The sequence below is a fragment of the Pseudobdellovibrionaceae bacterium genome, from assembly GCA_019637875.1.
Classification (GTDB): domain Bacteria; phylum Bdellovibrionota; class Bdellovibrionia; order Bdellovibrionales; family Bdellovibrionaceae; genus JAHBUW01.
In genome coordinates this window covers 143,993-164,382 of record JAHBUW010000003.1, presented here as the reverse complement: position 1 = coordinate 164,382, position 20,390 = coordinate 143,993, and the positions used below count along the sequence as shown (strand labels likewise).

13 protein-coding genes are annotated in these 20,390 nt (G+C 60.6%); 9 read left to right on the top strand and 4 right to left on the bottom strand.

Annotated features, from left to right (window positions below; genetic code table 11):
- Window positions 1-2: 2 nt before the first annotated feature.
- The 5 genes from KF767_05525 to KF767_05505 are packed head-to-tail and all read left to right on the top strand — an operon-like array spanning window position 3 to window position 6,288.
- Complete coding sequence (locus KF767_05525; protein ID MBX3017329.1) at window positions 3-2,024, top strand: hypothetical protein; 2,022 nt, start codon at window positions 3-5, stop codon at window positions 2,022-2,024.
- Between the two features lies 1 nt (window position 2,025).
- Window positions 2,026-2,955 (top strand): hypothetical protein, encoded by a 930-nt coding sequence (locus tag KF767_05520; protein MBX3017328.1) that lies wholly within the window; start codon window positions 2,026-2,028, stop codon window positions 2,953-2,955.
- 48 nt (window positions 2,956-3,003) lie between these two features.
- Window positions 3,004-3,306 (top strand): HNH endonuclease, encoded by a 303-nt coding sequence (locus KF767_05515; GenBank protein MBX3017327.1) that lies wholly within the window; start codon window positions 3,004-3,006, stop codon window positions 3,304-3,306.
- Between the two features lie 51 nt (window positions 3,307-3,357).
- Entirely contained in the window at window positions 3,358-5,115 is a 1,758-nt protein-coding gene (locus tag KF767_05510; GenBank protein MBX3017326.1) for a DNA topoisomerase VI subunit B, read from the top strand.
- Between the two features lie 9 nt (window positions 5,116-5,124).
- Window positions 5,125-6,288, top strand: coding sequence for a DNA topoisomerase VI (locus KF767_05505; protein ID MBX3017325.1), 1,164 nt, complete (start codon window positions 5,125-5,127; stop codon window positions 6,286-6,288).
- Between the two features lie 66 nt (window positions 6,289-6,354).
- On the opposite strand, the gene KF767_05500 is transcribed toward KF767_05505, so the two are convergent.
- A complete protein-coding gene (locus tag KF767_05500) occupies window positions 6,355-7,014 on the bottom strand; it encodes a DUF2959 domain-containing protein (protein MBX3017324.1) in 660 nt (219 codons plus the stop codon).
- 80 nt (window positions 7,015-7,094) lie between these two features.
- On the opposite strand from KF767_05500, the gene KF767_05495 reads away from it, so the two are divergent.
- A complete protein-coding gene (locus KF767_05495) occupies window positions 7,095-7,481 on the top strand; it encodes a CoA-binding protein (protein ID MBX3017323.1) in 387 nt (128 codons plus the stop codon).
- A gap of 20 nt (window positions 7,482-7,501) precedes the next feature.
- Here the strand turns inward: KF767_05495 and KF767_05490 are convergent, their stop codons facing one another.
- Window positions 7,502-8,023: a DUF4112 domain-containing protein gene (locus tag KF767_05490; GenBank protein ID MBX3017322.1), complete on the bottom strand. Its 522-nt coding sequence runs from the start codon at window positions 8,021-8,023 to the stop codon at window positions 7,502-7,504.
- A gap of 121 nt (window positions 8,024-8,144) precedes the next feature.
- On the opposite strand from KF767_05490, the gene KF767_05485 reads away from it, so the two are divergent.
- Together KF767_05485 and KF767_05480 are read left to right on the top strand one after the other, a co-directional pair.
- Window positions 8,145-8,483 carry a hypothetical protein gene (locus KF767_05485; GenBank protein ID MBX3017321.1) on the top strand — a complete coding sequence of 113 codons (339 nt, stop codon included), beginning with the start codon at window positions 8,145-8,147 and terminating at the stop codon, window positions 8,481-8,483.
- Window positions 8,484-8,697: 214 nt separating this feature from the next.
- On the top strand, window positions 8,698-14,358 hold the full coding sequence (locus KF767_05480; protein ID MBX3017320.1) for an Ig-like domain-containing protein: 5,661 nt from the start codon (window positions 8,698-8,700) through the stop codon (window positions 14,356-14,358).
- 3 nt (window positions 14,359-14,361) lie between these two features.
- Here the strand turns inward: KF767_05480 and KF767_05475 are convergent, their stop codons facing one another.
- Window positions 14,362-15,303, bottom strand: a complete 942-nt coding sequence (locus KF767_05475; protein MBX3017319.1) for a hypothetical protein — start codon at window positions 15,301-15,303, stop codon at window positions 14,362-14,364.
- Between the two features lie 212 nt (window positions 15,304-15,515).
- Between KF767_05475 and acnA the strand changes: the two genes are divergently transcribed.
- Entirely contained in the window at window positions 15,516-18,308 is a 2,793-nt protein-coding gene (acnA, locus tag KF767_05470; GenBank protein MBX3017318.1) for an aconitate hydratase AcnA, read from the top strand.
- Window positions 18,309-18,707: 399 nt separating this feature from the next.
- On the opposite strand, the gene KF767_05465 is transcribed toward acnA, so the two are convergent.
- Entirely contained in the window at window positions 18,708-20,363 is a 1,656-nt protein-coding gene (locus KF767_05465; GenBank protein ID MBX3017317.1) for a hypothetical protein, read from the bottom strand.
- Between the last annotated feature and the right edge of the window lie 27 nt (window positions 20,364-20,390).

Sequence of the window (20,390 nt, the reverse complement as noted above, 5' to 3'; positions counted from 1 at the left end):
GCATGCTCGGGAAAAAGGGAGTCGGAACGCTTATTTTCGCGCTCTGTTCGATCGGTCTGCCGGCCGTCGTCAGCTCGACCGCGCTGGCCCAAGCGAACCCCCTGCCCGAAGCCGAGGACCCGGCGAAAAGCAAGGACCCCAAGGTTTATTGCCCCACCATGAAGGTGGAAGAGGCCGACATCAACGGCCGTAAAGTGAAAATCTTCGAGCTTTCCCAATCGAAATTCCTGGCCTGCGTACCCGCGCAACCCCGTTCGGATTGGAACGTGCGCCGGTCGCGTTGGACGCCGCAGGACGAAGTCGAATTCAACCGCTTCCTGCAGACCATGGGCGAATCGAAGTGCAATACCCTCGAAAAGTGCCTGAAAAATCCGGCCTCCAATACCCTGTGGAGCGAGTGGGATACCCGGGCGGCTTTCTACGCGGACTGCGCGGATTTCCCCTATTTCCTGCGTGCTTACTACTCTTATAAAAAGGGACTGCCGTTCTCGTTCGTGACGAGCTTCAACGCCCGCGCCCTGACCGAGGACATCCGTCAGCGCCAGCAGAATTCGCGTAAAGCCCTGGAAGAGCAGTTCAAAAACGACCCGGTCAAAATGGCCGAAAAGCTCGACGAATTCGATAAGCTTCTGCGGGACGCCCGTTACACGTGGAACGGCAACATGCCGCGCGCGCGCCTGGAGACGCCCTCGTCGGCGGGCGACAGCCGGAACTTTTTCACGATGGTGCGCTACATCCGCGATACGGTTTCGACCGGGACCTACCGGATGTTCGAGACGACCGGCGCGCCCGTGGAAAGCGATTTCTACTCGCCGAAAATTCAAAAAGAGACCATCGGTCCCGGCACGATCCTGTACAAACCCGCCGGCCACGCGGCCATCGTTTACAAAGTCGACGAGAAGGGCGGCATCCATTTCATCGACGCCCACCCCGACAATTCGATCACGCGCGGACAATTCGGCCGCGACTACAGCCGCGGCAACCCCTTCATGGGCGGCGGCTTCAAGAATTGGCGTCCCTTCGTTTTGATGCAGAACCAGCAGAATTGGCTGGGACAAACGGAGTGGTTCGAAGCGCGTCCCGATGAATCGGGCGTGATCCGCCAGGCGTATCACCGTTTCTTGTCCGACTCGGAAATTCAGAACTGCGTGCACGGCGAACAAGTTTGGCCCTGCGACTACTCGGATGAACAGTACCGCGGTAACCGCCCCGCCGCGGACGGGGACTACCGTAAAGGCAAGTTCTTCATCGGTCAGGTGGAAGTCGACTATTTCGACTACGTCCGCTATCAAGTGTCGCACGGAAAAACGGTCGATCCCATCGACTCTTTCCGCACGGAAGTGAACGCCCTCTGCGAAGATTTGCGCGGCCGCGAGAACTCGGTGCTCGCCGCGATCAACGCGTCCATCGATAAAAAAGGCCATCCCGGCGTCTACCCCCGCAACATCTACGGCGCGAGCGGGGAGTGGGAGTCCTACTCGTCCCCGGGCCGGGACATCCGCATTCGCGCGCGCATCGGCAACATCACCGCGCTGGCGAAGCACTTCATGAGCGTGGTCGTGAAGAAAGATCCGACCTACAGCTACCAGCCGGGCCGCCCCATGAAGACGCCCGCGGATATCAAGAACAAGCTTTTGGATCTGAAGTCCGACTTCTTGGCGATTTATGCGGACGTCTCGCGCTCGTGCGAGATCAAGTACAAGACCTCGGGCGGCGTCGACGTGCGCTTGCCGTTTGAAGTCGCGTTGTCGCGCATCTCGAAGATGTCTTTCGATCCCTACATGTGCATCGAGCGCCGTTGGGGCGCGACCTCGTCCACCGAGATGAAAGACTGTTTGTCCGAAGGCGACGAAGCGGAATTCCACCGTTTGACCCAGTTTCTGCGCAACCGCACCGAGCGCGATACATCGGAAGTCATGGGTTACACCCTGGATGAGCTGCGCCGCATGGAGGCCGACAAGAAGGTCGACAACCGTGTGAACGAAAGTTCCTTCAACCTCTTCCAGATCCTGAAAGGATTGTGACATGAAAACGATCCTTCTTTCGGGATTACTGCTGGGTTCCGTGCTGGCGACGTCGGTGGCGGGGGCGCAAGGTTTGCCGCTGCAGCTGAACGATCAGAACGTGAAGGTCGTGAACGAAGGCGGCCGGGTCATCATGCAGATCGATCTCGCCGCGGAACTCAAGAAACAGCATCCCGCCGCCAAGCTTGAAATCAAATCGATCCAAGTCGAGGCGAAGTCGCGCTTGGGCGGCGGCCAGATCATGTTGAAAGTGCAGCGCGAGCAAGGCTCGGCGCGCTTCGTGGACATCCAGCGCGTGGACACCGATCCCGCAATCTACGATTCGAACGAGGGCTTTCAGCGCGTCGAACTCGTGAACTTCGAGCGCGGTTTGAAGGCGGCCGAACTCGTGATCGTCGCGGGCGTTCGTCTGCGCAATTTGCAGATCGTGACCGGTGCCGCCGACGAACTGAAGCTGAACGGCGTTTACGCGGGCTTCGACGCTTCGAAAGTCGGTGGCGTTCGCGAGACCGCGCCCTCGGTCGGCGTGACCGAACCGAAAGAAGGGACCTCGGAAGGGCAACCTGTGGATATCCGTCCCGTGATCCCGATCCCCCGTCCCGTGGACGTCGAGCGCCGTGAGCTGCCTCCGGTCACTCCGGAGGAACAGCGTCCCGTCGTGCGCCGTGAAGAAACGCCGACCCAACGTCGCGAAACTAGTCCTTCGGTGACGGTGATCGAGACCAAACCGAAGAAGGAAGAGCCCCGCGTTCAAGCGGCGCGCTGCCTGCAGAATTTCTGCGTCGGTCAGGCCGTTTATCATCGCCGGACTTACTGGGAGGGCGTGATCGTGCGCGTGGATACGCGTAAGAATCAGCTCATCGTGAAGTTCGGTGCCGAGGAAAGCGCGTTTGAAGCGCCCGTGTCCCCCCGTGATTTGGACTACAACTAGGCAGGCGTCGTTTGACGCCCCTGCGTTCTTTACGTTAAGAAGCGGGGCGTGACTCTTTTCTTCACTCCCGCTCCGGAAGACCATCAACGCCGCGAAAAAGCGAAAGCCCGTGAGCTGCGGGCCAGCCAGTGGTGGCGTCAACAGATCGGTCCCGGCCTGTGCCACTACTGCAAGCAGAAGTTCCCGGCACACACTCTGACAATGGACCATCTGCTCCCGGTCATCCGCGGGGGTAAATCCACGAAGAAAAACTGCGTCCCCTGTTGCAAGGAATGTAACAATAGAAAGGGGCATCGCCTCGCCGCCGAGTACTTCCAAGAGCTCGAAAATGACTCGACAGGGCAAAACTGAATCCATCTTTAGGTTGCCTTTTTCGCCCGTTTTCCGAATCTTAAAAAAAGTATGTCGAAAATTACGAAGAGCAGTACGGCGGAATATTTCTCGAAAAACCTGCAACAGGTCGGTTTTTCGTCGCCTTTGAAGGCGGTTTTGACGACTCTAAAAGAAGCCGTTGATAACTCTTTGGATGCGTGCGAACAGGTTGGAATTCCTCCGGAAATCTGGGTTCAGATCACGAAGGTAGGCACCGGTTCGACCAAAAATACGGACCTGATTAAGATCGTCGTCGAGGACAACGGACCCGGGATCGACCCGGACGATCTTGCCAAAGTTTTCGGCGAATACCTCGCGTCGTCGAAGTTCGGGAAGGGCCAGTGCTCACGCGGTCAGCAGGGGATCGGGATCTCCGCGGCGACCACTTGGGCGCAGCTGACGAACGCCAAAGGGGCTTTCGTTCAAACTAAAACCGAAAAGATGCGCAAGGCCCTGAAGGGTCAAGTCGACGTCGACATCAAGTCGAACACCGGGATTTTGCGCAATAAAGAGACCTTCGATTGGAAGAACAAAGACCACGGAACCCGGGTCGAGTTCACGATCGACGGCCGCGTGCAATTGAACGGGGACGGGGGTTTGATCACCTATCTCGAGGGTACGGTCCTCGTGAACCCGCACCTGACTTTGAACTACACCCTTCTCGATAACGAAGAAGTCCGCATCGAGCGGGTGACGACCGACGTTCCCGATCTGCCGGGCGCGACGTTGCCCCACCCCCACACCTTCAAACTGGGTGAGTTCATCACCCACGCGACGCTGTTCGGAAAAGTCTCGGTCGCGAACTTCTTGAAGACGGGCTTTTCGCGGGTGTCGGACGCGACGCTGAAGGATTTCGTCGCGAAGGGGCTGCCGAAAGCGCTGCTCGACAAACCGCTGACGGGTTTGAAAGACGACGATTACAAAAAGATCTTCCAAGCGGTGCAAAACACCGAGCTGATGGCGCCTTCCACCAAATCGGTTCTGACCGTGGGCGAAGAGTCGCTTTCGAAGTCGATCCAGCGTTTGGGCGAGGTCGATTTCTTCTCGGTCGTGACTCGTAAACCCACCATCTGCGACTTCAAACCCGTCTCGGTGGAAGTCGCTTTGGCGCGTTTCAAAAACCGGAACCTCGAGGCCGATGAGCCCGTCACGCTTTTGCGTTTCGCGAACCGCGTGCCGCTCCAGTTCGATAAATCGGGCTGCGCGATCACCTGGGCGATTGAGTCGGTGAACTGGAAGTCCTACGGCGTTTCGCAACCGAAGAAGTCGCTCCCGATCGGGCCGTACATCTTCGCGGTGTCGATCGTGTCTCCGTTCATTAAGTTCAAAAACGCTTCGAAAGAAACCATCGACGCCTCGGAAGAGCTGGTCGAAGAGATCCGCCGTGCCCTGATGCAAGCGGGACAAAAGCTGTCCCGCCACATCAAACGCGAATCGAAAGAAGCGGATTTGGAACGTAAACTCGCCCACATTGAACAGTTCGGCCCCATCTTGGTGGACGTGCTGGTTCGACTGACGAAGTCCAGCGCCGGCCGTAAGAAAAAGGCCGAAGACGGACTCCGTAAGCTTTTGGGCCGCGACTCCGATGCCGCGATCGCGGATCTCGAAGAAGCGGAACACAAGTTGAACGTGCAGAAAAAGCGCGAGTCGAAGAAGTTGGGAAATGACGACGGCGACAGCGCCGAAGTCGAAGCCCGGGACGTGATTTCGGTGACCCCGGTCGTGGAAGTGGAAACTCCCGCGGCCGATGAGACCGCCGCTCCGATCACCGAACCCTCGAAAGAGTAAGGATTTAAGATGGCAAAGTTGGTCCAAGTCCGCAGCCTGAACCTGGATATTCCCAAGGAGGCGCGGGTCATCGCCGAGCGCATGCTCAGCGATCTCGAAAAATCCAAGCGCCCGGTTCTCGAAGCGGTGAAAACCAGCCTCGATAACTCGTTTTACAACCCCAAAGTCGGTTACCTGACCCCCGGGGACAAGGTCGTCCGCACGGAGCTGAACGTTTCGTCGGTGCAGAAGCTCGCGCGGGTCGTCTTCATGCTCGAGATTCTGATGCGCAACCTGGACATCGGCGCGGTCAATACGAAGCGTGAGCTGTATTACATCTGTAAGGGTCTCATCAAAGGGAACTCTTCGCTGAAGCCTCTCGATTTCGAAGACCAGAACGAGTCGGACTCGATCATCGATTTCATCGGCGACATGCTGCGCGTTTACCGTGAAGAGCTGAACTGCTTCGCCAATGACCGCGGCGGTCAGACCTACTCGCAGCAGCTGGTCGTCACCGAAACGCTGTCGGATGGCGAAAAGGCGACCGTCGACTTGTCGTCGCTGGGAACCGCTCCCTTCCAGCCCAAGAACAAACCCCAGTCTTTGAAGCTGAAGGCGAAAAAGAAAATCGACTTCTGCTTGATCGTCGAGTCGGAAGGGACCGCGAATACCCTGCAAAACATGGGTTTCACGCGCCGGAACAACTGCATCCTGATGGGCGCGACGGGCGTTCCCTCCAATGCCGTGCGGGGTTGGTGTAAACTCATTCAAGAACAGCTCGATGTGCCCATGTACTTCTTCGGGGATCTCGATGCGTACACCATGCAGAACATCTTCCGGACTTTGAAGGCCGGCTCGGCGGCTTCGTTGATTCGGAATGCCGACTTCTCGGCGCCGTCGGTGAAATTTTTGGGCGTTCTGCCCGAGGACGTGAAAAAGTACGGACTGCCTCACTACAAAGTGAAGGAAAGCGATCCGGCGGAAGCCCGCGCCTTGAAAAAGGCGAAGGACGCTTTGGAAAACGATCCCTTCTTCGCGGACAAGAAAAACAAGGGCCTGTCGGACATCCTGCGCTGGCTGATCAAAGAGAAGATCCGTTGCGAGCAACAGTCCTTCTTCTCGGTCGATCCTCGCGATCCCATCAAAACCGAGAAGATCATTCTTGAAAAGATCAAGGGCGGCTCGTACGTCTAAAAAGAACCCGGGGCGACCCGGGTTTTCTTTTGGTAGCAGCTACCTTCCGGAAAGTAGCTGCTACCTTTAGGTTTGCTCGATGAATTTGTCGGCCGCCGCGATGGAGTTGTTCATCTCGTTGATGAGTTTGTTGATGTCGCGTTCGATGGCGGCGCCTTCGCCTTTCAGTGAGCCGATCGCTTTCGCGTTGAGGTTGTGTTTCAGGTAGAGGACGTGGTCCTTCAGTTTGGTGAGGACCGGGTTCATCGTGGACTCGGCTTTTTTGAGGCTGTTCAGCATATCGGCGTAGCGGCTTTGGGTCGTCGCCAAGGTTTTGCGGCTTTGGGCTTGGAGATTGGCCGTTTCGATTTGGTCGATTTCTTTTTTCCACTCTTCGAAAAGATCCCCCGCCGTGGTTTCGACTTTTTTGATGCGCAGGCGGACCGCGTTGGCTTGGGCCTCCGCGTCTTCGTAGGACGAATTGAGGCGCCGGTATTCGCGTTCGAGATCGCCGCCGTCGAAGGCGTAGACCGCTTTCAGTTTTTCGAGGGCGTCTTTGAACTCTTCGCTCGCTTCTTTTTGGTCGTCTTTGGTCGCCGCGACCTCACGTTTCAGCAGATCGCGTTTTTGCACGCCGATCATCTCGTAGGCATTGTACTTCGCGTTGCGGCCCACTTTGTTGAGCGCGCTTTGGCAGCCCGCGAGCAACAGAACCCCGGCGATCATCGTCATTAACCCCAATTTCATGATTCATCCTCCCTTTTCGGATTTCCCAAATTTTGCTATCCAGTTCAACGGATCCCGAAACCCCACTCCGAGGAGGAAGCATGGGACAAACCGATTCATCCAAACACGAAAACGTCGCCATCCTGGGCGCATCCGACCGCGCGGATCGTTTCGCCTACAAGGCCTTTAAACTTCTGCAAGAGTACGGTCACACTCCGCTGCCGGTCAGCCCCAATGTCGCCGTCGTCGAGGGCGTCCCGTCGGTGAAAAGCGTCGCGGAGCTGCAAGTTCCCGTCGACACCCTGACCATGTACGTCGGCGCGAAAATTTCGAACCAGCTGACCAACGAGATCCTGGCCTTGAAACCGAAGCGCGTGATCTTCAATCCCGGCAGCGAAAATCCGGAACTCGCCGACAAACTGGAGCAGGCGGGCAGCGAAGTGGTCGAGGCTTGCACGCTCGTCATGCTCCGCACGGGTCAGTACTAGGCCGACCCCGGCGAAGACGATCACCAAGCGCCGGTTTGGAATTGTTCGAAGATCCAAACCGCGGCCATGATCGAAAGCGCCATCAACGCGATCAATGCGGTGATGATCCCCAAGATGACGAAACCCACGACCAGCGCGGAGGCGCGCGAAGTGGCCCGTGGGTTTTGTAAATGTCTTTCGAGAAGGACCATGTTTTTGTCGTTCGACTTCCACAGGAAATCGAAAATTTGACCGAAGATCGGAACCGCGTCGAAGACGTTGTCGATCAAAACGTTGAGTCCCATGCGCATCAGTATCGACGGCGATGCGCCGAGGGCCGCCGCCCGCATGACGATGTAAATGGACACCAAACTCGTCGCGACGTCGCCGATTCCCGGAATCAAACCCAAGATCCCGTCCCAGCCGAAGCGGAAACCACCGACTTTGAATTGACTATCCATCGCCCGGGAAATCGCCCGCAGATCCGAAATTTCGTGAGCGCGGCTTTGCGGCGCGGCTCCGTGTTCGAGCGCCCAGCTTTTCGGGGAATAAATCGAGTCCATCTCATCCTCCTGACGTTCCGTGATCAGACCCAACAAGAGACATGCCGGGGAAAAAATCCCGTAGGGCACGCCAAAAATTCCCGTGCCCCGGGTTTGCAGTCTTTGCCGATGGGAGGTGTCTATGCAACATGAGATGAAGGCCAAAGGCGAAACGCGCACGTGGAATTGGTTGGGCGCGATGATCGGAGTGATGCTCGGAGGTCTGGTCGCGTTCGGCGGAATTCTGATGTACGAGCGCGGAACCATCGACCTGGCTTACGGGATGGAGGCGTCCGCGACCGCGCCGCTGGTCGCGAAGATCGGGATTCCGATCGTACTGATTTTGTTCGGCGCCGGAGCGGGAGCCTTGATCGGAAACGGAACCCCTCGCTACAACGCGCACCCGGAGCAAGGGCGCGGGAACGCGTACCACTTCTTCCGTCGTCGCCGCCGGAACACGCCGGTTCGTCCCCCGGTCTGAGTTTGCGGTGAGCGCCGGGACGGTGTCGCCAAATTCACTTCGAGCGCCGAAGCCGTCTCGTATCGAGACAACTTCGGCGCTCTTTTTTTGGATGTCCCTCATTGAGAGGGTGAAGACGCGCCCCTTCCACGGTGGCGGCCTTTAGATTCGATTTCCTTCAGCTAAAGCCGGTTTTGCGACTGGATTTGCCCCTGCCGGATGCCGATAAGTTGTCATGGCGTGGACCGGCTTTTCGCCCATCGCAAACACCCTTCACCGCGTGTCGACTTCGTCGTCGCTCACGGGGGTCGTCGTGGCGTTGGCATTCACGTTGAGCGCCTGTGGTCCCGCGAAGAACGTCCCCAAACGTGAGAAGCCGGTCGCGAACACGAACACTTCGCAAATCTCGGCGACGGGGCCCGTGGTCGCCGATGGCGTCGCGACGAGCACGATCAGCATCGTCATTCGTGATCAGAACGGCGAAGCGATGCCGGGGTTGCAACCGGTCGTGAACGCCAGCGGCACCGGCAACACGATCCAAACTTGTTCGGTGACGGACGTGAGCGGCGCTTCGAGTTGCGTGATGACCTCGACGGTCGCCGAAATGAAGTCGATCAACTTGAGCGCGCCCGTCGCGGTCGCGGGTGCCTCGGTGGAGTTCGTCGCCGGGCCTGCCGTGAAGCTCGGCTTTTCCACGCAAGCTTCGAACGCGACGGCGGGACAAAACTTCGTGCGGCAACCCCGTGTCGACGTTCAAGATGCGCAGGGAAATCGCGTTCCTTCCGCCGTCAACTCCATCACGCTCGCCATCGCGGCGGGCTCGTCGGGAACTTTGAACGGAACTAAAAGTGTTGCCGCGAGCGCGGGCCGCGCGAGCTACACCGGTTTGAACATCACCGGCATCGTGAGTCCCGCGCAGGTTCGTTTGAGCGCGACGGCCGCGGGGCTAACCGCGGCGATCTCGGAAGCGTTCACGATCGTCCCGGATGCGGGCAATACGCTTGCGTTCGATACGCAACCCGCCGGAGGCGCGGCGGGAGTCGTCTGGTCGCCCCAGCCCGTGGTGCATATTCTGGACTCTGGCGGTTCATTGCTGACGACCGGGACCGCGGCCGTCACGTTGACCCTGACGGCCGGGGGCGGCTCGCTGCTCGGAACGTCAACGGTGAGCGCGGTCGGCGGCGTCGCCACCTTCAGCGATCTGAAGATGGAAAACGTCGGCGCGAAACAAATCACCGCGACCTCACCCGGATCGGCCAATATCATTTCAAACTCGTTCCACATCGTTCCCGGCGCGCCCACGGCGCTCGCGTTTTCGACCCAGCCGGGCGGCGGCTCGGCCAATCAGGTGTGGCCGCAGCAGCCGGTCGTGCGTCTTTTCGACGCCTACGGAAACTTGTGCGTGAACTCGAACGCGACCGTGGCCCTTTCGCTGCAAACCGGGACCGGGGTGCTTGCGGGCACGACGAGTCTGGCGGCCTCGAGCGGCGTCGCGACCTACGCGGGCCTGAAGATGAGCCTGACCGGACAGAAGTCGTTGCGGGCCACCGCGGGGACGCTGTTCATCGATTCGAATTCTTTCGTGATCGGTTCGGGGACCGCCGCCGTGCTGAAGTTCGCCACGCAACCTGGGGGCGGGACCGCGGGGATCGCGTGGACCCAGCAGCCCGTGGTCGAAGTCCTCGACGATCAAAACAACCGGGTCACCGGCTTCAACGGCACGGTGGGGTTGTCGCTGACGACGGGTTCGGGCTCGCTGGCCGCGTCCTTGGCGGCGGTCAGCGGGGTCGCGACGTTCACGGGACTCAAAATGAACGTCGCCGGAACGGGGAAAATCCTTTCGGCGGGTATCACGGGGCTGACGGGGATCACCTCCACGGCGTTTGCGATCGCGCATAATACGCCCTCGCAACTCGTGGTGCGCACGCAACCCAGCAGCAACGATCTGGCCAATACGATTTTGTCGACCCAGCCCGCGCTGGATCTGAAGGACGCTTACGGAAACTTGATCACCTCGGGACTTGATGCGGGGGCGCCGATCGTCGCGAGCCTTTACTCGGGCGGCGGCGCGGTTTTGGGAAACAGCACGCTCGCCTTCAGTGCGGGACAAGTGTCGTTCCTGGATCTGAAAATGTCGACGGCGGGCGCGAAGGTGCTGAAGTTCACGAAACCCAACACCACGCCCTTCGGCGGATCGGCTGAGCTGACGGTCAATTCGAACAGCTTCACGGCCATCATCGGCGCGCCCGCGAAGCTCGGCTTCGTCACCCAAACCACGGGCGGCACGGCGGGCGTCGTGTGGGGCACGCAACCGGTCGTCGAGATCCAGGATACGGCCGGGAACCGCGTCACGACGGCGCCGGGAACCGTCAGCATCGCACTCACCGGCGGCACCGGGCCGCTGCTCGGCGGGACGACCGCCGTGGCTTCGAGCGGGGTCGCCACTTTCACGAATCTGAAAATCAACGTTTCCGGCGCGAACAAAGTGATTCGCGCGTCCATGGGCACGCTCGCGACGGTTTCGAGCGGAACCTTCGACGTCGCGCACGCGATGGCGTCGCAGCTCGCGTTCGTGACGGCGCCGGGCGCGGGGAGCATCTCTACGAATCTTTCCCCACAGCCGGTGGTGGAAGTCCGCGATGCGTTCAATAACCGCGTCACCACGGGACCGGATGCGACCGGTTACGTCACCGCGAGCCTGCAGGCGGGCTCCGGCACGTTGACGGGAACGACGCTCCTCGCGGCGTCGAGCGGGCGGGTGACCTACACCAATCTGCGCATCAACCAGACGGGTGCGAAGACTTTGCGTTTCACGAAGGACGACAACTCGGGCTTCACCGGCGGGACCGGCGTCCTGACGCTGGAAGCGAACGTGAACATCAACCCCGGTCCGGTCAGCACGCTGGCGGTGGTCGTCGCGCCCACCGGCGCGGTCGCGGGACAGGCCTTCACGACCCAACCGCAGATCGAGATGCGGGACGCCTCGGGAAACCGCGCGACGACCTCGGTCGGAACGATCAGCGTCTCTTTGCAGAGCGGGACGGGAGCGATCCTCGGCACGGCGTCCGCCGTCGCGTCGAGCGGCCTCGCCACCTTCACGAATCTGCAGATGAACATCTCGGGCCACAAGGTTCTGCGGTTCGCGAGAGGCGGTACGGTCGTCGATGCGGCGAGCTTCCGCGTGAAACCGGGAATCGCGACGCAGATGGAAGTCACGACCGAGCCCGCCGGCGCGACCGTCGAGCAGGCCTTCACCACGCAGCCGGTCCTGACCCTGAAGGACGCGTACGACAATTTGGTCGATGAGGGCGCGGACGCTTCGGCGAACGTGACCGCGTCGCTCGTGACGGGGACGCCGAGTTTGTCGGGGCAATTGACGGCGACCGCTTCGGCGGGCGTCGTGACCTACACGAACCTCGCGGCGACGAGCGTGGGCGCGAAAACGATCCGCTTCACGAAGGCGGATCTGTCGGGCTCGGGCGGCGCCTCCGCGCTCACGCAAAATAGCGGAAGCTTCGTCGTACAGCCGGGGGCCGGCGTCGATCTGATCTTCACCGCGCAGCCGAGCGGGGGAACCGCGGGCCTGGCGTGGACGACGCAACCGCGACTCGAGATCCGCGACGCCTACGGGAACGTCGCCACGGGCGAAAGCGCGGTGGTCGACCTTGCGCTCACGACCGGCTCGGGCACCCTGGGCGGCGTCGCGAGCGTCACCGCGGTTTCGGGTGTCGCGACGTTCTCGGGACTGCACGTCGACGCCATGGGCACGGGAAAAATTCTGACGGCCACGGGCGCGGGTCTGAATGCGGTTTCGTCGAACGCGTTCAACATCGTCGCCGGTGCGCCCATCGCCGCTTCGGACATCGCGATCTCCGGTGGACCGAAGTGGTCGAACGGCACCGACACGTATACGGTTTCGGTGACTTTACGGGATGCGTACGGAAATCCCGTGGCGGGAAAATCGGTGGCGCTCGCGAGCGATCGCGGGGGGCTGGATACGATCTTGACGACGCCGTCCACGAGCGGCGTGGGCGGGGACGTCAGTTTTACCGTGAGTTCACTCACGGCCGGAACGAGCTCTCTTACGGCGAGCGTGTCGTCCCCGGCGGTGACCATCGCGCCCGCGGTGACGGGAGTTTTCGATGACTTCAAAGTCTCGGCGGCGCAAAGCTCGTGGACGCAAGACCGCGTGAGCCTGGCCGCCGACGGCGCGGCGCTTTTGACTTTCAGCGGGGTTCTGAAAAACGCCGCGGGCACGCCGCTGCCGCAGAAGTCGCTCGGGTTGAGTTCATCGCGTGGCGGAAGCGACGTGATCACCGCTACGAACGGCGGCACGACGGATGGATCGGGGGCTTACAGCTTCACCGTGAAGTCGGCCTCGCCGGGACTGTCGCGACTGACGCTCGGGGTGTCGGCGGACGCGGTGAACGTCACCACGAACGGCCGCGCGCAGTTCTTGGCGCGCACGCCCTATTCGGAGTACGTACCGGCGCTCGCCTCGGCAGATGGACTGAAGATGATCCCGGGCACGAACACGAGTCCGCAAGTGAACTCTTGGATCGACGTCGCGCCCGGTGGCGCCGCGGATTTGGCGCTCCTCGGTTTCGCTTACAATACGACCTCCAGCGGCTGGATGGGCGACGGCAATACCACGATTTCGAACGGGACCACGGGGCCCTACCGTCTGACCTTCGACGGTTCGGGGGATGGGGCGAACGGCGGAACGAGCTTCAACTCGCTCTCGTCACTGGGATATGAACTGTGGGCGCGTCCTTCGGCGGTGACGGCGGGACGGACCTTGATCGGCAACGCCAGCGGCGCGAACGGTTTGAGCGTGAAGATCGCCAGCGACGGCTCGGGGCGCTGGGAAGTGCGCACGGGGACGAGCTCCATTTACAACGAGGTCGTCGCGGCGGATTCGCCGACGAACTACTACCGGATGAACGAATCCTCGGGCACGACGGTGACGCCCACGATCGGCTCGGCGACGGGAACCTACACGGCCAGCGGCGTGACCTATGGTCGCGCGGGCGCGCTCGCGAGCTCGGACAAAGCGGTCGAGTTCAACGGCTCGAGCGGTTGGGCGGACTTCGGCCTGACGAACGACATTGCCGACGAATTCACCGCCGAGGCCTGGATCTACTTGCCGTCCACGGCGGGGCTTTCCACTTCGCGCACGATCATGGCGAAAGCGACGGGGAGCGCGGGCTACCGGGTCGAGGTCACCGCGGGAGCGCAAGTCGCGTTCTCGGCCTACATCGGGAGCGGTTGGAAAACGGCGACCGGCGCGACCGTGCTTTCGCCGGGGCAGTATTATCATATCGCGGTCGTGAAGAAGAACGTGCAGTGTTCGACCGCGCTCAACTACGGACTTTTCGTGTACGTGAATGGGGTGGAAGACGGTTGCGTGGATTACTCGTCGTTCTCGCCGAGCTATACGGCGGCGGCGTCCGCGAACTTCCGCGTCGGCGATCACGAAGCCTACGCGGACCGCCGCTTCCCGGGCCGTATCGACGAGGTCGCGACCTACGGAGCGGCGCTGTCCGACGCGCGGATTTTGGCCCACTACAGCGCGCGTTCGCTCGCGCATTGTTATTCGTCCGCGGCGATCACGACGGGGAAATGGGCGCACCTGATCGCGAGCTTCGAAAACTCGACGCAGAATCTACGTTTGCAGTTGGACGGCGCGGAGGTCTGTAACCTCGCCACCTCGGGAGTCACCCTGAATGGCGGAAGCGCCGCCTTGGGCGTCGGCGCGCGGATCAACGCGGGCGCCGTGTCCGGCGGGACCGAGTGGGCGGGCTCGATCGGGGATTTGCGGATCTACGATCATGGGATCAACGCGACCGAGGCCGCGACGAATCACGGCGCCCAGTCGTCCCGTTATCCAGATTGACGATTACTCGAGTTCGACGGCCAGTTCGGGTTGCATGCACGTGAAGCGCAGGCGCACGAGGCAGTTGTCGTTGCGCTCGCAGAGCGCATAGTTCGGATCGGTGCGGTAGCTTTGGCTCGGCCCGAAGAGGTTTTCCACCGGCTCGAGTTGTCCCAGCAGAATCGCCAGCGAGCTTTCCTCGTAACAATTCGCCGAACGTTCGTGATCGTCGCAGATCCATAGGCCCCGCTCGTCGTAGATCAGATCCACGATTTGCGATTGGTGACGGGCGATCGTTTCTTTCACCGCGCGGGCGTCGCAGGTGGGGTTCGTCAGCGGGAGATTGACCCGTGCGTAGCTCGAGAGCGCTTTACGTTTCGCGGGATTGAGAGACAGATCCGCTTGGGCCGGGCGGCGTGCGGGCGGGTCCGCGATGTAGGTGGGATTCACGCCTTCGTCGCGGGTCGTGGTTTTCAAATCGTTCAGCACGAAACCCGCGTCATGCACGCGACCGGTTTCGCAATCTTTCAGTTGGTTTTGCGTATTCGAAGTTTTCGGACGACAGTCGTCGGTATTCCACGCTTTATCCGAGAAGCTGAGGCGGTAACCGATCTGCTCACCGTTTCGGGTGAGGAATTCGATGTGATCCAGACGCATGCGGAACTGCACCTGGTAGGGGCCTTCGAGCACGGTGTCGGGCCAAAGATCCAGGGCCATCGCCTTCGTCACCTGGCGCAGACGGGCGCGACGTTCGGTCCCGAGCTCGCGGACCTGTGCACTGGTGAGAGGCACGACTTGGAGACTTTGGCTGGGGCAATCGAGTTTGGGGCAGCTCTTTTGAGCTTTACGCAGCTCGCGCTTCAGAGTTTTCAGGACGACATCGTCCGCCGCGGTGGTCTCGGCATAAGCGGGCAGAGTTGCCGAAGTCCCGAGAATCAATGCAAAAATAAGGGCGTATGTGGTCATGGCGGGCATCCTAAATCTTCTCCGGCGCGCGGCCTAATTCAGATTTGAGCCTGTGTAATCGTTTCGTCCGTCCGAGTCGATGATTTTTACGCAGCGAGCGTCGACAAAAACCCCTTTGTCTCTTACATTCAGGGGGTTTGCAAACCAACTGAGATTCAGCGGGATTAACCCACAATTTCAGACACTTATCTGCTCAAGTACCGAGCGAGGTCATGATGGACTCTTTCAAGACGCTCACCACGATGACGATCGATGGGAAAACCTACCACTACCACTCGCTGAAAAAGCTGGAGGCGAGCACCGGAATTTCTTTGGCGAAGTTTCCGTACTCCACCAAAGTTCTCATCGAAAATTTACTCCGCCACGAAGACGGTGAGGCCGTTCGCAAAGACGACATCCTCGCGCTGTTGAAACAAGATCCGAAGGCCGAATCCGAGTACGAAATTCAGTTCACGCCCGCGCGCGTTCTGCTTCAGGATTTCACGGGCGTCCCCGTCGTGGCCGATCTGGCGGCGATGCGGAACGCGATGGCCGCACGCTCGGGCGATCCGAAAAAAGTGAATCCGCTTCGTCCCGTCGATCTGGTCATCGATCACTCGGTGCAGATGGACTCGGCCGGAAAGTCGGATTCGTTCGACACGAACCTGCGTCTGGAGTTCCAACGGAATGGCGAGCGTTACCAGTTCCTGAAGTGGGGGCAAAAGGCGTTCAACAATTTCCGCGTCGTTCCTCCGGCGACCGGGATCTGCCACCAGGTGAACCTCGAGCACCTGTCCCACGTCGCGATGTCGTCGAAGGGTCACACCAAAGCGACGCGCGAAAACGATTACGTCTATCCCGACACCCTCGTCGGTACCGATTCGCACACGACCATGATCAACGGCCTGGGCGTCGTCGGTTGGGGCGTGGGTGGGATCGAGGCGGAAGCGGCGATGCTGGGTCAGCCTTGCACCATGCTGATTCCCCAGGTCATCGGCTTCGAGCTGAAAGGCAAACTCAAGCCCGGCGTGACGGCGACGGACCTGGTTTTGACCGCGACCCAGATGCTGCGTAAACGCGGCGTCGTCGGCAAATTCGTCGAGTACTTCGGAGAGGGCGTCGCTTCGCTCTCGATCGCGGACCGCGCGACCCTGGCGAATATGTCGCCCGAGTACGGTGCGACCATCGGGATCGTGCCCGTGGATTCGAAAGTGATCGATTATTTGAAAATCACCGGCCGTCCCGAAAAAGCGGCGCGCACCGAGGCCTACTACAAAGAGCAAGGCATGTGGGAAGCGTACAATAACGCGGCCACTTTCGCCGATACCCTGCACCTGGACATGGCGACCGTCGAGCCTTCGATGTCGGGCCCGTCGCGTCCCCAGGACCGTGTCACTCTCGGCAACGTCCGCGGCGCGTTCCGTAAATATCTGCTGAACCGTTATCAAGAGCCCCTCGCGCAGTTCTCGAAAGATCGTTTGGAAGAATGGTCGCAGATGTCCGAAAGCATGAAGGGCATCGCCTACGAGATGGAGGCCTTCCATCCCGATAAGGATTTAGGCCCTCTCGGCGCGGCGGCTCCTTTGAAAGCGGCCGACGGCACGCCGTACAACCTCGTGCAAGGTTCGATCACCATGGCGGCGATCACCTCGTGCACGAACACCTCGAACCCCACGCTGATGTTGGGCGCGGCTTTGCTCGCGCGCAACGCGGTCAAAAAAGGTCTGAAGGCGAAGCCCTGGGTGAAGACCTCGTTCGCGCCCGGCTCGGTCGCGGTCCGCGAGTACATCGCGGCTTCGGGCCTGCAACCGGACCTGGATAAATTGGGCTTCAACATCGCGGGCTTCGGCTGCTCGGTGTGTATCGGAAACTCGGGCCCCTTGGCGGACGACATCCAAAAGGCGATCGACACCCACGGCATCGCGACGGCTTCGGTCCTTTCGGGGAACCGGAACTTCGAAGCGCGGATCCATCCCTCGATCATGACGAACTGGCTGGCGTCGCCGCTGCTCGTGGTCGCCGCGGCCATCGCGGGGAACGTGAACGTGAACCTCGCGACCGATCCTTTGGGCATCGGCACCGACGGTCAGCCCGTTTACCTGAAGGACATCTGGCCCGATCAGGCCGAACTGGAAGGCATCGTCAGCAAGTACGTGACCCAAAAACGTTTCGAAGAGGTCTACTCGGACGTCTTCAAGGGCGACAAGAACTGGCAGGCGACGCAAGTTCCCGCCGGCGACACTTACGCCTGGGACAATACTTCGACCTACATCCGTCAGCCCCCGTTCCTCGATCCTTCGTTGGCCGAGCAGGATCCGGTCGTGAAAGGCGCGCGTTTGCTTGCCGTCTTCGGCGACTCGATCACGACCGATCACATCTCGCCGGCGGGGAACATCAGCGCGAAATCTCCGGCGGGTCTTTACCTGCAAGAGCACAAGGTCGCGCCGGTGGACTTCAATTCCTACGGCTCGCGCCGCGGAAACCACGAAGTCATGATGCGCGGAACTTTCGCGAACGTGCGGATCAAGAACAAACTCGTCAACCGCGAGGGGGGCTTCACCAAGATGTTCCCGTCGGGCACCGAAACCACGATTTACGATGCGGCCATCGCCTACGAAAAGACGAACACGCCGCTCGTGATCTTTGGCGGGAAAGAGTACGGTTCGGGTTCGTCGCGTGACTGGGCGGCCAAAGGGACGCGTCTGCTGGGCGTGCGCGCGGTCGTCGCCGAAAGCTTCGAGCGGATCCACCGTTCGAACCTCGTCGGGATGGGCGTCCTGCCGTTGCAGTTGCCCGCGGGCGTGACGGTCGATTCACTGGGCCTGACCGGGGAAGAGGAAATCGATTTCCCGAACATGGACACCGTGAAAGAGAAACAGATGGTCACGCTGCAGGTCCGCTCGCCCAAAGGCAACCGCGAGATCCAAGCGCAGTGTCGCATCGATACGCCGAACGAACTCAAGTACTTCCAGTCCGGCGGCATCCTGCCCTTCGTTCTGGATCGTCTGGCACGCTCGGACGCCTAAGCGGCCGAGCCAGTAAGCCAGTCGGACGCGTAAGCGTACGAGCCAGTAAGCCAGTCGGACGCCTAAGCGGCCAATCACAAAGGTTAACGAAAAAGGACTCCGCAAGGAGTCCTTTTTTTGTCAATTTTCCGGCGCCGTCTACCCCAAGAGGGTTGTCGAAATTTTTGTCGTCGCCTGCGAGTGAAACGGAGAGTTCAAGATTTGCTAAATAAGCTGAAGTTCACTGAGATTGTGACCGAATCATCATAAGCTAAGGATCGAGGGACCACGACGCATGAAGAGCACTCGAAGCAAAGTTGGCCTGTTCTTCCTGATCTTGTCCTGGGCGCTTTGCCTTTCGGCTTTCGAAGCTTTGGGCGCGACGCCGCCCACGTCCCAAACTGAGATCCACCGTTCAAATTAATTCCGACATTGCGCGAAGGTGCTGAGAACCGATTTGATCGATTCGGGGACGTCGCTCATTTTGGTCGTCAGGCCGCCCGCATGGGTGGACTCGGTCGAACCGTTCCAGTGGACTTCGTTGTTCGTGCCTTGGAAACGGTGATAGACGCAACGGTTGCCGCGCTTTTCGACGGACCACCAGTTGATGCGTCCACTGCCGTCACGGTAGGGCACGGATTGCCGGTAAAGCTCCATCGCGTTCGGCGGAAGTCTTGAGGCCGCGGGGTTGCCGTCCGCGTTGTCACCGTGGCGGCGGTCGTTGACGGTGTAGCGCGGCCGGGGCGTGTCGCTCACGTCGATGACTTCGGCCATGGCGCGTTCGAAACGCGGACTTTTGCCGTCACTTCTCTCCAGGGCCGAAATGAGAACGTCGTCGATTCCCCCGCAGGAGGGGCCGGTGTTCGCGGACTTCACGCTGATCGAGCGGTCGACGGCGTTTTTCCCGGGAAGACATTCCATATTGTCGAGAATGCGGGGCACCAGCGAAGGGTGCGACTCGGCGGCGGCTTCGATCACGCGGACCTTCGAAGGATCGGCCTCGCCACGAACGAGCGAGCGCAGGTACTTACGGACGTTGTCCGCGCGGAGGTCGACGGAGCCCTTCAGTTTGGAGAGCGCGCTCAGCCCCCGCATGGCGGGCTTCACTTTGCCGATGAAGGATTTGACCATCTCCACGACGCGGGCGGTGCCGGCCGCCGCGCCCACGCCGGTCCAGCTGATCGCCGCGGTCATGAGTCCCGCGGTGCCGATCTGTCCCAGGAGGTTGCAGATGAGTTCGTCGCGGATCTCGGGATCAAGCTCCATGAAACCTTCCACGGATTCGGCGATGCGTTCGCGGAAGTTCAGCACGAAGTCGACGGATTCTTCGAAGCTCTTGGAGGTTTCGCTCCAGGCCTCGCCCGGATCTTTGAACCACGACCAGACGTATTCGGCGGCGCCGATCACGCTGCCGACGGTGGCTTCCCAGGCGCCGTCGAGCATCTGGCCCGCGCAAGACCAGTAGTCGGGGCCGGCCACCGACGCCGAGTTTTTCGAGCGTGCCGCGCGTGTGGCGGGACGTGGATTCTGGCGGGCGCGCTCCAGAAGGCAGGCGCGGCTTTGCGAAATGTCGCCCGCGCAGTCCGCCGCGGGGACCGTCGATTCGGGACCGTCCGGCGCGGCGAGTTCGGCGCGGGCGGGCGCGATCAGCGCGCTCCACATGAGATGCGCGGACTTCGCAACGATCACGCTTTTCTGAATTTCGGTGCGCTCCAGGGCGGTGAAGCCTTCGGTGTAGTAGGCGACGATTTTTCCGCGGTGGGGAATGTGCAACACGTAGCCGCGCGCGAGCTTGAGCCATGAGCCGAGGGGTTTGCGGGAGCTGAGGCCGACGTTCTCTTTCACGAAGATACGGCGTTCGAGTCCCGGCGAGACGTAGACCTGTTCGACTTTCCAACCCCGGTGGGTCGGCGCATCCGGCGCGCGCAGAGGTCGTAGCGAGATCGATTTCAAACGGGGAACGGGGGCGGGCACGGCGCGATCGACCGAACGGAGTTCGGGATATTCGGTGTAGGTCCACGCGTGCGCCCATGCGCCGGTCGTGAAAATGAGAATGAAAAAGAGGATACGGATCACGTCTTCTCGTCGGAGAAAATACGGACT

Coding starts and splice junctions, on each gene's coding strand:
- KF767_05495 (MBX3017323.1), top strand. CDS start 7,095: ATGGGACAAACCGATTCATCCAAACACGAAAACGTCGCCATCCTGGGC.
- KF767_05475 (MBX3017319.1), bottom strand. CDS start 15,303: ATGACCACATACGCCCTTATTTTTGCATTGATTCTCGGGACTTCGGCA.
- KF767_05480 (MBX3017320.1), top strand. CDS start 8,698: ATGGCGTGGACCGGCTTTTCGCCCATCGCAAACACCCTTCACCGCGTG.
- KF767_05510 (MBX3017326.1), top strand. CDS start 3,358: ATGTCGAAAATTACGAAGAGCAGTACGGCGGAATATTTCTCGAAAAAC.
- KF767_05525 (MBX3017329.1), top strand. CDS start 3: ATGCTCGGGAAAAAGGGAGTCGGAACGCTTATTTTCGCGCTCTGTTCG.
- KF767_05520 (MBX3017328.1), top strand. CDS start 2,026: ATGAAAACGATCCTTCTTTCGGGATTACTGCTGGGTTCCGTGCTGGCG.
- KF767_05485 (MBX3017321.1), top strand. CDS start 8,145: ATGCAACATGAGATGAAGGCCAAAGGCGAAACGCGCACGTGGAATTGG.
- KF767_05500 (MBX3017324.1), bottom strand. CDS start 7,014: ATGAAATTGGGGTTAATGACGATGATCGCCGGGGTTCTGTTGCTCGCG.
- KF767_05505 (MBX3017325.1), top strand. CDS start 5,125: ATGGCAAAGTTGGTCCAAGTCCGCAGCCTGAACCTGGATATTCCCAAG.
- KF767_05490 (MBX3017322.1), bottom strand. CDS start 8,023: ATGGACTCGATTTATTCCCCGAAAAGCTGGGCGCTCGAACACGGAGCC.
- acnA (MBX3017318.1), top strand. CDS start 15,516: ATGATGGACTCTTTCAAGACGCTCACCACGATGACGATCGATGGGAAA.